This is a genomic window from Streptomyces longhuiensis, assembly GCF_020616555.1.
Lineage (GTDB): Bacteria > Actinomycetota > Actinomycetes > Streptomycetales > Streptomycetaceae > Streptomyces > Streptomyces longhuiensis.
In genome coordinates, this window is record NZ_CP085173.1 from 4,306,329 (window position 1) to 4,319,290 (window position 12,962).

Genomic DNA, 12,962 nt, shown 5'->3' on the forward strand with positions numbered 1-12,962 from the left:
CAGTGAACTTCGGTGGGGGTACTGCGGATTCGGGGTGCGGGGCTTCGGGCTTCGGCGAGGGCGGGTCAGTTGTCGGGGCGGTCGGCCTTGTCGACGCCGTCCCAGACGTTCGAGTACCAGGGCCTGCCCTCCGCGGCCTTCTCGGAGCGGGTGCGCTTGGCCGCGGCGGGGTCACGCGCGACATAGCCGGTCTCGCCCGGCATCACCAGGTGGAGCCGGTCGCGGATCCGCTGCTCGGCGTACGAGTCGTCCTGCCAGCGTGCCTTCTCGTCACGCAGCCTGTCGACCCTGTTCTGGGCCTCCTGCTGCCGGCGCTGGAGATCGGCGATCTCCCCGCGCTGGGAGACGTACTGCCTTATGGGGTAGGCGAGCGCGACGACCAGGGTGCACAGGACGAGAGCCAGGAGTGCCGCGCGACCGGTGAGGCGGGAGCGGCGGGCCTGGCGTCTGGTCTGGGAGCGGTAGACGCGCTCGGCGGTCTGCTCGCCGAGCAGACGCAGCCGGGTCGCGGTGGAGAACCGGTCACGGTCCCTGTCCCGGACTCTCCCGGCCATGTTCACGCCTCCCCTTTACGTGCGTACGTCCCCGCACACGGTACGGGACCGGGTGCGGGGACGTACGTACGACGCTTCCTAAGGCAGTGCCTTAAGGGCGTGCTCAGCCCTTGAAGCGGGGGAACGCCGAGCGGCCGGCGTAGACCGCGGCGTCGTCGAGGATCTCCTCGATGCGCAGGAGCTGGTTGTACTTGGCGACGCGGTCCGAGCGGGCCGGGGCGCCGGTCTTGATCTGGCCGCAGTTCACCGCGACGGCGAGGTCGGCGATGGTGACGTCCTCGGTCTCGCCGGAGCGGTGGGACATCATGCACTTGAAGCCGTTGCGCTGGGCCATCTCGACGGCGTCCAGGGTCTCGGTCAGCGAACCGATCTGGTTGACCTTGACGAGCAGGGCGTTGGCGGAGCCCTCCTCGATGCCGCGGGCGAGGCGCTCGGGGTTGGTGACGAAGAGGTCGTCGCCGACGATCTGGACCTTGTCGCCCAGCTTCTCGGTGATGACGTTCCAGCCGGCCCAGTCGTCCTCGTACAGCGGGTCCTCGATGGAGACCAGCGGGTACGCGGAGACGAGCTCCTCGTAGTACTCGGTCATCTCGGCGGCCGAGCGGGACTTGCCCTCGAACTCGTACTTGCCGTCCTTGTAGAACTCGGACGCGGCGACGTCGAGCGCGAGCGCGATCTGCTCGCCGGGGACGTAACCGGCCTGCTTGATGGCCTCGACGATGAGGTCGAGGGCCTCGCGGTTCGAGCCGAGGTTCGGGGCGAAGCCGCCCTCGTCGCCCAGGCCGGTCGACAGGCCCTTGGTCTTCAGCACCTTCTTGAGGGTGTGGTAGACCTCGGCGCCCCAGCGAAGCGCCTCGGAGAAGGACTCCGCGCCGATCGGCGCGATCATGAACTCCTGGATGTCGACGTTGGAGTCGGCGTGCGACCCACCGTTGAGGATGTTCATCATCGGGACGGGCAGCAGGTGCGCGTTCGGACCGCCGAGGTAGCGGAACAGCGGCAGGTCGCTGGCCTCGGAGGCGGCGTGCGCGACGGCGAGGGAGACGCCGAGGATGGCGTTGGCGCCGAGCGAGCCCTTGTTGTCGGTGGCGTCCAGGTCGAACATCGCCTGGTCGATCAGGCGCTGCTCGGTGGCGTCGTAGCCGACGAGCTCCGGGCCGATCTGCTCGATGACGGCGAGGACGGCCTTCTCGACACCCTTGCCCTGGTAGCGGTTCGGGTCACCGTCGCGGAGTTCGATGGCCTCGAACGCGCCGGTGGACGCACCGGACGGGACAGCGGCACGACCGGTGCTGCCGTCGTCGAGGCCGACCTCGACCTCGACCGTGGGGTTACCTCGGGAGTCCAGGATTTCCCGGGCTACGACGACGTCGATGGACGGCACGAGCATCTCCTTCTGGGATGTGACGCAACTACGCCGGGCCGCATGGTCCGGCAAGACCTGAGCCTAACCGGCTCCGGGGCACGGATCGGCCGACCGACCGGCCCGTGGACAAACCGAGAGCGAATTGTTTCCGAACGGAACAAAGAGTCCCGGCCGACGACGGACGAAGGACCAGGACCCCTCACGCACCAAAACCCCGCCCCGGGTGCGACGGGGGAATGCGCACCCGGGGCGGGGAGTCCTTGGGGGGGACCTGGCGTGGTACCGGCCGTCCGCCGAAAGCCGGTACCCGAGCGGCCTGAGGGCTGCCGCTCTCCTCTACCGCTTACTTGAGGTGGAGCTGCTGGCCCGGGTAGATCAGGTCGGCGTCCTCGACGATGTCCTTGTTCAGCTTGAAGAGCTTCGCCCAGCCGCCCTTGGTGTCGTGCGCCTCGGCGATGGTGCTGAGGGTGTCGCCGGCCTTCACCTTGTACTCGCCGTCACCCTTCTTGACCTTCTTGCCGGCCGGGGTCTCGACGGTCTTCTTCGACTCCTGCTTCGGGGCGGCAGGCGCCTTGCGCTCCTGGCTGCGGGTGGTCGGCTGCTCGGTGCGCTCCTGCTTCTGCGGGGCGGCGGCCGGGGCGGAGCCGGTCGAGGCGGCGGACAGGCCCACGCCGCAGCTCGGCCAGGCACCCTTGCCCTGGCTGGCCAGGACCTTCTCGGCGACGGCTATCTGCTGCGCCTTGGAGGCCTTGTCGGCGGTGGAGGCGTAGGCGGTGCCGCCGTACGCGGCCCACGTGGACGAGGAGAACTGGAGGCCGCCGTAGTAGCCGTTGCCCGTGTTGATCGACCAGTTGCCGCCGGCCTCGCACTGTGCGACCGCGTCCCACTCGGAGGCGGTGGCGGCGGAAGCGCCGGTGGCACCCATCAGCGGAACGGCGACAGCGGCACCGGCGACACCGGCGAGCGTGGCGACACGGACGGCCTTGGACGGGCGGCGGTGCTTGCCCTTGCTGGAAAACAGCATCGAGAGATCCCCTCACCGACGCCTACGAGGTGAGCTGTCGGGTTCGGGCCGGATGAGTGCCCGGTCGCACGTCCTGCGTGCGACTTCACCCCAAGCCGGTCGGTCGGCCGTCTCTCGACGGCCGGGGCCGGCACTTACCTTGGGTCCCCCGCTCCTGCCTACGGCGCTTACGCGACGACTGTTCCCGTACGGAAGTTGGCAGGATTCGGCGTGACATCCGACGGGGCCCGCTGTGGCGAGCGGTGATGACCGTAAGCAGCGGATCGCCCTGATTTCAAAGACGATCAGGGCCTTTGAGACCCATCTCTCACTCTCGCCAAAGCGGACATTAAGCCCGAACTGCCTCTACTTTTCGCCCGATTCGAGTCCTAGATCCAGACTCTGACCAGGAAGGATGAGGTCGGGGTCGGTGCCGACCGTCTTCTTGTTCTCGGCGTACAGAGCGGCCCATCCACCGTCCACGTCATGGGTGTCGGCGATGTCCCAGAGGTTGTCGCCGGCGCGCACGGTATAGGCGCCTTCGTCCGTATTCGCGCCCTTACGGCCGCTTTCGCCGCCGCGTGAGGCGTGGCGGCCCGAGCTGTCGTCGGCGCGCGAGGAGCCCGCGGCGTCGTCCTCGGCGGCGTCGCCGCGATGGCGGCCGGAAGCGGGCGCGGTGGCGGCGTCCGCGTCGCCGGAGGCCTCCGACGACGGCGTGCCGGAGGTCGAAGTCGAGTCATCCTGACCGGACTTGTCACTCTTGACGTCATCCACGGTGTTACCTGCGGTATCACCCGACTTGTCGTGATTCTTCTCTCGGGAGTCGCCCTTCGCGCCCGAGGAGGCGGAGTCCGCCGGCTCGTCGCTCGCGTCGTCCTTCGCGGTGTCGCCCTTCGCCGCGTCGTCGCCGCCGGAGTCACCGGCGGACGCGGACGGGGTCGGCAGGGCCGCCCCGGGGTCGACGTCGGCCGCGGCGTCGTCCGCCGTGAGGCCCGAGGTGACCGAGCAGACCGGCCATGCCCGCGGGCCCTGGTCGTCGAGGACCTTCTCGGCGACGGCTATCTGCTGCGAGCGGCTGGCCTGGTCGGCGCGCGGCGCGAAGTCGAGGCCGCCGTAGTTCTCCCAGGTCTCCTGCGAGAACTGGAGCCCGCCGTAATAGCCGTTGCCCGGATCGGCGCTCCAGGAGCCGCCGCTCTCGCACTCGGCGAGCTTGTCCCACGTCGCCGTCGACGCGGCGCTCGCGCTGGTCGCGCCGAGCAGGGGGATCGCGATGGCGGAGCCGGCCACTCCCGCGGCGACGATGAGCGCGGGAGCCTGGCGGGGGCGACGGTGACGACCGTTCCCGGTGAGCATGGATGCGCCTTTCGGGGGCTCGGGGAATGCTGCGGCGGGTGGTGCCGCGATGACTGGTGAACGTAGCGGGAGTCGAACGCTTGTCACAAGTCGATGCAGCCGAGATCACGTGAAAGTCACAGTCTTGACGGAACGTCAGTTACGGGGCTCGGTCCGAACCCTCCTGATGCGGCGTGAACTCGACCGGAAGCGTGCGCAATCCCCGCATGATGAGCCCGCCGCGCCAGCGCAAATCGGTAGGTTCTCCCGCGAGTCGCAGGTCCGGAAGGCGCGTCAGAAGCGTGGCGAGGGCGGTCTGTCCTTCCAGCCGCGCGAGAGGGGCGCCGAGGCAGTAGTGGATGCCGTGCCCGTATCCGAGGTGCTGATTGTCACGCCGGGAGAGGTCGAGGGTGTCGGGCTCGTCGAAGCGCGCCGGGTCACGGTCGGCGGCGGCGAGCACCACGAGGACGGGGTCGCCGACGGCGATGTCCTGCCCGCCGACGGTCAGCGGCTCGGTCGCGAAGCGCCAGGTGGCGAGCTCCACCGGGCCGTCGTAGCGCAGGAGTTCCTCGATTCCGGTCTCCAGGAGGCCGGGTTCGGCGGCATCGGGGGCCAGCGACCGCTGGAGCCGCTCGCGCTGCTCGGGGTGGGTGAGCAGGGCGTATGTGCCGTTGCCGATGAGGTTGATGGTGGTTTCGAAACCGGCGAACAGGAGGATGAAGGCCATCGCCGCGGCCTCGTTCTCGGTGAGGTGCTCACCGTGGTCGGAGGCACGGATGAGGCCGGAGATCAGGTCGTCTCCGGGCTCGTCCCGCTTGCGGTGGATGAGCTCGACGAGGTAGTTCCGGATCTTCTTCACGGCGCGGGCGACCCCGCCGCGCGGGCCCTTGCCGTGGCGGATCATCATGCCCGCCCAGTCCCGCAGGTCGTCCTGGTCCTCGCGCGGGACGCCCAGCAGGTCACAGATCGCGTAGATGGGGAGCGGGAAGGCGAAGTCGTGGATGAGGTCCGCCTCGCCCTTGGCGGCGAACTCGTCGATGAGCCGGTCGGTCAACTCCTGCACACGGGGGGCGAATTCGGCCACCCGGCGGGGGGTGAACGCCTTCGAGACGAGGCGGCGCAGGCGCGTGTGGTCCGGCGGGTCGATGTTGAGCAGATGCGTCATCAGCTCGGCCTTGCGCTCGCCCGGGATGCCGGTCTTGCCCTTGGCGTGGGCGGGCTCGTCGTGGTGTGCCGGGTTCTTGGACAGGCGCTGGTCGGCCAGCGCCTGCTTCGCGTCCGCGTAGCGCGTGACCAGCCAGGCCTCGACACCGCTGGGGAGCGTCGTGCGGTGAACGGGCGACTGCTCGCGCAGCCAGGCGTAGGCCGGGTACGGGTCGGTGGCGAACTCCCAGGTGAAGAGTTCGGGAGCGGTGCGCTGCGCGGGCTTTTCGGTCACGCGTCGACGGTATCCGGCGCGGGGCGCCCCTCCGGCCGGACCCCACCGCCGACCGGTGCGGACGAAAGACCCTGGGCCGGCCCGTCCGCGGGCCCAGGGCCTTTCGTTCGGATCAGGCCGGATCAGGGAGCGGGGCCCGGTGCCGTGCTGCGCAAGACGGAGGAAGGAGCCCACACGATGAGGCTCCTGCTCGAACGCCCCGGGAGCCAGGGGAGGCGGCGCCTGACGACAACGCCGAGAGGTGCGGTGCCGGGCCCCGCGAGCCCGGCCTGATCCGGCCTGATCCGGCCTGATCCGAACGAGAGGCCCTAGGCCTGCCCCTCCGCGACGCGGATCGCGTCCCGGTACGCCCGCGCCGCCGCCCGCAGCGCCGCTTCCGGGTCGACGCCGTCGGCCTCGGCGCGCAGGGCGAGCGTCAGCAGTTCGTAGCCGACGCCCTCTCCGGTCGGGAGGGGCACGTCGAGGCCGGCCGTGCGGACCCTCGACCCCAGCTTGGCGGCGAGCGCGAGGCCGGGCTGTCCCACCGGCACCCCGTCCGTGACGGACTCGCGCTGCTTCTCCACGGCCTTCGTGCGCAGCCAGTGCTCCTTCACGTCCTCCGGGGTGAGCGCCGTGTCGTCGCCGAAGACGTGCGGGTGACGGTGGATGAGCTTCTCGACGATGCCGCCGGCGACGTCGTCCACGGAGAACGCCTCGTCCCCTTCCTCGCCGGAGGCCTCCTCGGCGATCCGGGCGTGGAAGACGACCTGGAGGAGCACGTCCCCGAGCTCCTCGCGCAGCTCGTCCCGGTCGCCGTCCTCGATCGCCTCGACGAGTTCGTACGCCTCCTCGATCGCGTACTTCGCCAGGCCCTTGTGGGTCTGCTGCGAGGACCACGGGCACTCGCGGCGGATGCGGTCCATGACCTGGACCAGGTCGAGGAGGCGGGCGCCCGGCAGGTCGTAGGAGGCCGGGAGCAGTTCCAGATCGGGCATCGCGACGCGGCCCGAGCCGGCGAGCGCGGCCAGGCCGTCGGTCAGGCGCCGGTCGCCCTCGGCGGTGGCGACGACCACGACGGTGCGGCCCCCGGCACAGGCGTCGACGAGCTCGCCGGCCGTCGGCGCCGCCTCCCGCACCGCGATGCCGGCCTCCCGCAGATACGGCAGCTGCGGGTGCGCGGCGTCGGCGCACAGCACCTCGTCGGCGGCGTGCAGGAGCTGCCAGGCCGACCAGGACAGCAGGCCGGGCGCGACGCGGTGGCTGGTGGTGAGCAGGACGATGCGGCCGGTCGGGACGGCGGCGGGTGCGTTCTCGGCGTTCACGCCTCGAACGTAACCCAGGCCGCCCGTCAGGCCCTACGCCGTCTGCTCGTCCCCCGTCTTCGGGGACGTGACCTCGCGCACCCACGGCGTCTTCGCGTCGGCGCGGCCGTGGCTCTTGGCGATGTCCCAGGTGCCGTAGCGCGGGTTCAGGTCGACGTTCAGCTCCTTGGAGGCCTGGTCGAGCGCCTTCCAGAAGGGGGCCTGGTCGGCCTCGGACTGGGACTGCATGTTCGCGCCGACCTTCTGGGCAAGGCCCATGACCTCGAGATCGGTGCGGGCACTGTCCGCGATGCGCTCGGGCGCGATGTTGTACTGCTCGAGCAGGGCGAGCCGCATCTGCCGGACGCCGCCGGCCTGCTGCGCCATCGCGGCTTCCCGCTCCTGGACCTGCCTGCGGCTCACCGTGACGCCCGCGTCGGCGGCCGCGCGGTGCAGGACCCGGTCGAAGACCATGGAGTGCAGCGTGTTCCGGGTGAGGCTGCCGGACTTGGCGATGGCCTGCTCGTACTGCTGGTCGTCCTTGGTGGCGGCCTGCTGGGCGTCGCGCACCTCGTTCACCCGGTTCTCCAGCTGGGAGACGGTGATGCGGTCGCTGCCCACGACGGCCGCGGCGCCGGGATGCGCGTTGTCGCCGCAGGCGGTGAGGAGGGGGACCGCGGCTACGGCGGCGGTGGCGAGGACGAGCGCGGTGCGGCGGCTGTTGCGGCGATGCAAGGTGGGCCTCCCTGCGAAGAGTTTGTGCGTCGGTGCACAAAGTCCGGCGGTGATCGATGTTAGGCAGTGGCCGTGCTCTCGGCCACCTATTCGACCCAACGATTCGCCGGGAGTTGAGGCACTCCCCCGCGCCCGGCCCGCCCCGGGCTCAGCCCCGGACCTGCCCCAGCCACTGCAAGGTGCGGCGGATTTCGGCCGGGAACGGGTGTCCCGGCCCGTGGAGGCGCTCCGCGTCGTGCAGCAGACGTACGAGGGTGTCGTGCGCGGCGGCCCGGTCGCCGAGCGCGAGGAGCAAGTGGCCGATGCGGCGCCGGACTTCGAGGGGCAGCGTGATGTCCGTCGTCGCGTACTGGTTCTCGTAGTACGGGAGCAGCGCCCGGTATTCGGCGAGCGCGGCGGCCGGTTCGCCGAGCTGTTCCAGGCACTGCGCGGCCTCGTAGCGGAACTGGAGGGACTGCGGGTCGGCCTGGCCCGCCTCGGCGGAGCGCTCGTCTGCGAGGCGGCGCAGCTCGGGCAGGGCGCGGCGGTACTGGCCGTCGTCCATGAGCGTCGCGGCGTACTGCTTGCGCAGCGTCCGGACGACCGGTGAGTGCTCGCCGTGCTGGGCCGCGGCCGCGGGCAGGATCGCGCCGAGGATGTCGACGGCCTGCGTGATGCGGCCCTCGCCGAGGAGGCGCTTGACCTCGTCGACGGCGCCCGCGACGTCCGGCTTGTCGGTGTGGGGCGTGGGCGCGGCGGGCTGCGGGGCGGGGGTGCGGGCGCGGTCGGGCCAGGGGGCGTGCGGGCGCAGGAAGGGCCGGGTCGGGTCGAGGGGGCCGCCGCTCGGCACACCGCGCGCGGGCAGCAGCGGGAGCAGGGCCTCGTACGTCTCCTGCGCGGAGGCGGGCCGGTGCTGCGGGTCCTTGGCGAGCAGGCGCAGGACGAGCGCCTCCAGGGCTTCGGGGACCTCGGGGCGCAGGCGGCGGACCGGCAGGGGCGGCTCGTAGAGGTGGCGGTGCAGGACGCCGAGGGCGGTGGAGCCCGCGAACGGGACGTCTCCGCTGAGGAGTTCGTGCAGCAGCACCCCGAGCGCGTACAGGTCCGTGTAGGGGCCCACCGCGCCGCCCATGGCCTGTTCGGGCGCCATGTAGGCGGGGCTGCCGATGGGGGAGCCGGTGTGGGTGAGGCGGGTGGTGTCGGTGTCGAGCACGGAGGCGACGCCGAGGTCGAGGACGGTGACGGTGCCGTCCTGCTTGACCATCACGTTCCGCGGCTTGAGGTCGCGGTGCACGATCGGCACGGCGTGCACCGCGCACAGGACGGCGCACAGCTGGGCCGCGACGGAGACCGCCCACTGCCACGGATAGGGGTCGTGCTCGGCGAGGTGGTCGGAGAGGTCGGCCCCGTCCACGTACTGCATGACGAGGTAGAGGTCCTCGCCCTGGGTGCCCGCGTCGTGGACGGTGACCAGGCCGGGGTGGTCGACCTGGGCCGTGACGCGGCACTCGCGCACGAAGCGGCGGCGCAGCTCGTCGGCCTCCTGGCCGGCGACGCGGTCGGGGCGCAGCAGCTTCACGGCGACGCGCCGGTCGAGCCGCTGGTCGTACGCCGTCCAGACCTGGCCCATGCCGCCCTGGCCGATGAGGGTCGACAGCTCGTAGCGCCCGGCGACGAGCTGTCCGCCGGACGCGTTCAGGGGGTGGGTCACCGTCCGCCTTCCTGCTTTCGCAGGTAGTCGCTGAGTTCGTCGAGTTCCGCGCGGACCTGGTCGATGCGGTGGGGCGGCGGCGTCTGGGTCTGCGGCGCGGGGTTGGGCACGGGCGTGGGGGCCTGGCCCGCGGTCTGGGTGAGCTGGTCGTGCACGGGCGGCGTCGACGGCGGCGCGGGATGGGGCGTGGGCGGCGCGTAGTGCTGCGCCTGCGGATACCCGTACGCGGGCCGCTGGAGCGGGGGTTGCTGCGGCTGGTACCCGCTCGCGTAGCCGCCGTAGAACCCGAGGCGCCCCTTGCGGCCGTGGCGGATGTCGGCCACGAGGTAGTACGAGACGACTCCGGCGAGCGTGATCAGGAGGATCGTCATGCCCGCGTCGCCGCGCCACGTCGTGAACTCGTCGACGCCCGGGTCCGTGGCGAGCAGCGCGACCGTGCCGGCCTGGAGCGCGGCGACGGACGCGAAGACGATCCAGTCCGTCCTGCTGCGCGTCGTCAGCGCGAGGCGCAGCAGCGCCGTCCACGCGAGGAAGCCGATGCTCAGCACGGCGAGCGCCACGAACAGGACGCGCAACCCGATCTGCACGCCATGCGACGGGCGCTGTGGCGGTGGCATGTAGCCCTGGCCGTGCATGGTTTCTCCTGCTGCTCCTGCTGACGGGTCCTTTGTGTGTCGAGCGTATAGGCCGACTCCGACAACCCGCGCCGGGTTGTACGGAACCGTTGTCGTACGGATGTCCAAAGCGTCACTCGGGGCCGAGCGTGCCGTCCGTCAGTCCGTCGTGCAGGCCCCGCACGAGCTGTTCGCCGAGGCGCGCGGCCTGGCGCAGGGCGTCCTCGAACCCGGCCAGGGCGCGGAAGCGTTCGCCGTAGCGGCGCTGGTCGGCGAGTGGCAGGCGCGGGAGTTGGAGGCGGCGCACGTCCAGGCGCGTCGCGGTGGACGCGAAGCTGCTGGCCTGACGGTTGTTGGCGGTGCCGCGCAGGAACCCGGCGAGGAACCAGGGGTCGAGCGCGGCCCGGTCGGGACGCAGCAGCGTCAGGCCGCGGCCGAGCGCGGCGCCCGCGGTGGCCTCGTCGACGACGCGGACGACCGCCCCGCCGCCCGCCGCCGGCACGACGACGTCGCCCGCCTCGACGAGTACGGGCTCCTCGTCGCCGCCCTGGGGCGATCCGGAGGGTGCGGTGCCGGCGAGGACGTCGTGGTCGGTGAGGACGGGCACGCGCGCGGAACCGCCGGTGGCGGGACCCGAGCTCGCCGGGGCGGTCCGCAGCAACAGGGCGCCCGCGCGGGCGAGTTCGCCCACCGTCGTCTGCGGCCAGCGGGCCGGGCTCTGCGCGGCGGGCGGGGTGTCGGGGGCGCGGTCGGCGGTGAGGCGCAGGGTGTCTCCGAGGCGGGTGCGGACCGCGGCGAGCTCCTCGGCGCCGCCGCCCGCGGCCGGGGGCGGCAGCCGGCGCGCGGGCGCGAGGTCGACCTCGTCGTCGAGCAGCTCGATCACGGGCACGGAGCGGGCCACGCCGGGCAGTTCCTCGATCGTGCCGTCGCGGTCGAAGGGCCGCCAGGCGTCGAGGACGGCCTGCTGGACCTGCTCCCACGGCAGCTTGTCGCGTCCGTCGCCGGAGCCCGCCGGGGCGCCGCCGGTCGTCTCGACGAGGAGGAGTTCCGGCGCGGGCGGTGTGCCGGCGCCGGGCCTGCGCAGGACCCACAGGTGCAGCGGGATGTTGTTGGGCGGGACGGAGCCCGCGGGCAGGGCGATCACGGCACGCAGGGCGCCGCGGCGCAGCAGGTCGGCGCGGATGCGACGGCCCGAACGCCGGGAGGCGGCGGCGGGCGGCATCAGCAGGACGGCGGTGCCGCCGTCGCGCAGACGGGCCAACGCGTGCTGGATCCAGGCGAGTTCGGACTCGGTGCGGGCCGGGAAGCCGTACTCCCAGCGGGCGTCGTAGGCGAGTTCGTCGTGGCCCCAGTTGCGTTCGTTGAACGGCGGGTGGGCGAGCACGGCGTCGGCGCGGACGTCGGGGAACGCGTCGGCGCGCAGGGTGTCGCCGGCCGCGGTGCGCACGGTGGCACCGCCTGCGGCCGCGGTGCCGAGCGCGAGGCGGAGCGCGGTGAGGGCGGCCAGGTCGGGGGCGCTGTCCTGGCCGTGAAGGCGCTGGTCCGGCTCGGGTGAGAGGTCGCGCACGGCGCGCAGCAGGGCGCCGGTGCCGCAGGCCGGGTCGAGCACGGTGCGGGCGGGTCCGGCGAGGGCGGCCATGAGCTGGGCGGGGCCCGCGGGCGTGAGCGTGTACTGGCGCGGGTTGGCGTCGAGATGACGGCCGAGCAGGAACTCGTACGCCTGGCGGGCGCCCAGTTCCGCGGCGAGTTCGGCGGCGCCGCGCAGCAGCGGGACGGAGGACAGGAGCCCGGTGTCGGGCAGGCGTACGGCGCGCTCGTCGCGGGGGCCGAAGCGGCGGGTGAGGACCTCGTCGAGGGCGGCCGGGAGGCGCTGGGCGAGGTGCTCGTCGGAGACCGCGGCGAGTTCGAGCCAGTCGGTGGGCCGGTCGTGCACGAGGAGCAGGGCGCAGCCGGTGTGCAGGAGCGCGGCGCCGGGGCCCGCGGGGTGCCCGGCGAGCTGCTGCCACACGCGTTCACGCAGCGGGACCTCGGCGAGCTTGCCCTGCTCGCGCAGCCAGTTCTCGACGTCGGTGAGGGCGAAGGAGGGGCTGGTCTCGGTCCCGCCGACGGGCTTGGGGAAATCGGGGTGGCGGCGGCGCCAGTTGCTGACGGCGGCGCGGCCGACCCCCGCGAGCCGGGCGATCCCGGCCGCGGTCACTTCTGTGGCGTTGTCCTGCACCCGGCGTGCTCCCCTCGGCTCCCCCGCATGACTGTGGCGCCGAGCATACCCGCGAACACGTAAGCGCCCCATTCACGATCGTGTACACACTCGACTCCGTGAATCGTGTTGACTCGGTTCACAAGCTCTGCTCTTATTGACCCATCGAAACGAGCGGTCGCCGGAATCGAGGGGCCGCCTTCTGTTGGGGGGATCAGTCATGGGCATGAAGACCAAGGTCGCGCTGGGTGCGGTCGTCGGGATCGTCGTCATCGGCGTCGTATCGGCGAACTCCGGCGACAACGGCGACAACGGCAACGGGGGGAAGGGCGGCGGCACCTCCGCCGCCGCGGACAAGAACGCGGGCGGCTCCGGCGACAAGGCCGGCCAGGCCGACGACGGGGCCAAGTCCGACTCCGGCGACAAGGGCACGTCGAAGGCCTCGCAGGCCGAGCAGTTCAAGGCCTTCGTCGCGAAGAACGGCACGCCCAAGGAGAAGGCCGCCGTCACCCACGTCCTCAAGGTGCAGGGCGCCGACCAGCAGAACGACATCCTCGACAGCGCCGACGTCTACACCGACTTCACCGGCGGCCTGATGGGCGAGGGCTCCGGCCCCTCCAAGCTGATCGCCTCCGCGTTCGCGGACTGGAAGGACAGCAAGAACGGCCTCGTCACGGTCTACGACGCCGACGGCGAAGTCATCACCAACGGCAACTTCTGACGGCCGCACACCACCGCTCCGCCTCCACCACCTCA

At 72.1% G+C, this 12,962-nt stretch carries 11 protein-coding genes and 1 riboswitch; of the genes, 1 reads left to right on the forward strand and 10 read right to left on the reverse strand.

Annotation, left to right across the window (positions count from 1 at the left end; genetic code table 11):
* Positions 1-65: 65 nt before the first annotated feature.
* The 10 genes from LGI35_RS19955 to LGI35_RS20000 all read right to left on the reverse strand — a co-directional run bounded on the left by LGI35_RS19955 (position 66) and on the right by LGI35_RS20000 (position 12,227).
* Positions 66-554 (reverse strand): FtsB family cell division protein, encoded by a 489-nt coding sequence (locus LGI35_RS19955; RefSeq protein WP_227295163.1) that lies wholly within the window; start codon positions 552-554, stop codon positions 66-68.
* Between the two features lie 103 nt (positions 555-657).
* Complete coding sequence (gene eno / locus LGI35_RS19960) at positions 658-1,944, reverse strand: phosphopyruvate hydratase (RefSeq protein WP_116512577.1); 1,287 nt, start codon at positions 1,942-1,944, stop codon at positions 658-660.
* Positions 1,945-2,263: 319 nt separating this feature from the next.
* Entirely contained in the window at positions 2,264-2,944 is a 681-nt protein-coding gene (locus LGI35_RS19965; RefSeq protein WP_227295164.1) for a transglycosylase family protein, read from the reverse strand.
* A gap of 4 nt (positions 2,945-2,948) precedes the next feature.
* A riboswitch (cyclic di-AMP (ydaO/yuaA leader) is annotated at positions 2,949-3,120 on the reverse strand.
* 169 nt (positions 3,121-3,289) lie between these two features.
* Positions 3,290-4,276 carry a transglycosylase family protein gene (locus LGI35_RS19970; protein WP_227295165.1) on the reverse strand — a complete coding sequence of 329 codons (987 nt, stop codon included), beginning with the start codon at positions 4,274-4,276 and terminating at the stop codon, positions 3,290-3,292.
* Between the two features lie 139 nt (positions 4,277-4,415).
* On the reverse strand, positions 4,416-5,693 hold the full coding sequence (locus LGI35_RS19975; protein WP_227295166.1) for a cytochrome P450 family protein: 1,278 nt from the start codon (positions 5,691-5,693) through the stop codon (positions 4,416-4,418).
* A 308-nt stretch (positions 5,694-6,001) separates the two neighbouring features.
* Positions 6,002-7,012, reverse strand: a complete 1,011-nt coding sequence (locus LGI35_RS19980) for a nucleoside triphosphate pyrophosphohydrolase (RefSeq protein WP_376218637.1) — start codon at positions 7,010-7,012, stop codon at positions 6,002-6,004.
* A gap of 15 nt (positions 7,013-7,027) precedes the next feature.
* A complete protein-coding gene (locus LGI35_RS19985; RefSeq protein ID WP_227295168.1) occupies positions 7,028-7,708 on the reverse strand; it encodes a SurA N-terminal domain-containing protein in 681 nt (226 codons plus the stop codon).
* Positions 7,709-7,856: 148 nt separating this feature from the next.
* Positions 7,857-9,341, reverse strand: coding sequence for a serine/threonine-protein kinase (locus tag LGI35_RS19990; RefSeq protein WP_264484725.1), 1,485 nt, complete (start codon positions 9,339-9,341; stop codon positions 7,857-7,859).
* Between the two features lie 50 nt (positions 9,342-9,391).
* Positions 9,392-10,030 carry a hypothetical protein gene (locus LGI35_RS19995; protein WP_227295169.1) on the reverse strand — a complete coding sequence of 213 codons (639 nt, stop codon included), beginning with the start codon at positions 10,028-10,030 and terminating at the stop codon, positions 9,392-9,394.
* 112 nt (positions 10,031-10,142) lie between these two features.
* Positions 10,143-12,227 (reverse strand): N-6 DNA methylase, encoded by a 2,085-nt coding sequence (locus LGI35_RS20000; protein ID WP_227295170.1) that lies wholly within the window; start codon positions 12,225-12,227, stop codon positions 10,143-10,145.
* 199 nt (positions 12,228-12,426) lie between these two features.
* On the opposite strand from LGI35_RS20000, the gene LGI35_RS20005 reads away from it, so the two are divergent.
* Positions 12,427-12,927, forward strand: coding sequence for a hypothetical protein (locus LGI35_RS20005; protein ID WP_227295171.1), 501 nt, complete (start codon positions 12,427-12,429; stop codon positions 12,925-12,927).
* Positions 12,928-12,962 lie beyond the last annotated feature (35 nt).

Bases quoted from the DNA above. Each gene is read 5' to 3' on its own strand.
- LGI35_RS19955 (WP_227295163.1), bottom strand. From the start codon at position 554: ATGGCCGGGAGAGTCCGGGACAGGGACCGTGACCGGTTCTCCACCGCG.
- eno (WP_116512577.1), bottom strand. From the start codon at position 1,944: ATGCTCGTGCCGTCCATCGACGTCGTCGTAGCCCGGGAAATCCTGGAC.
- LGI35_RS19965 (WP_227295164.1), bottom strand. From the start codon at position 2,944: ATGCTGTTTTCCAGCAAGGGCAAGCACCGCCGCCCGTCCAAGGCCGTC.
- LGI35_RS19970 (WP_227295165.1), bottom strand. From the start codon at position 4,276: ATGCTCACCGGGAACGGTCGTCACCGTCGCCCCCGCCAGGCTCCCGCG.
- LGI35_RS19995 (WP_227295169.1), bottom strand. From the start codon at position 10,030: ATGCACGGCCAGGGCTACATGCCACCGCCACAGCGCCCGTCGCATGGC.
- LGI35_RS20005 (WP_227295171.1), top strand. From the start codon at position 12,427: ATGGGCATGAAGACCAAGGTCGCGCTGGGTGCGGTCGTCGGGATCGTC.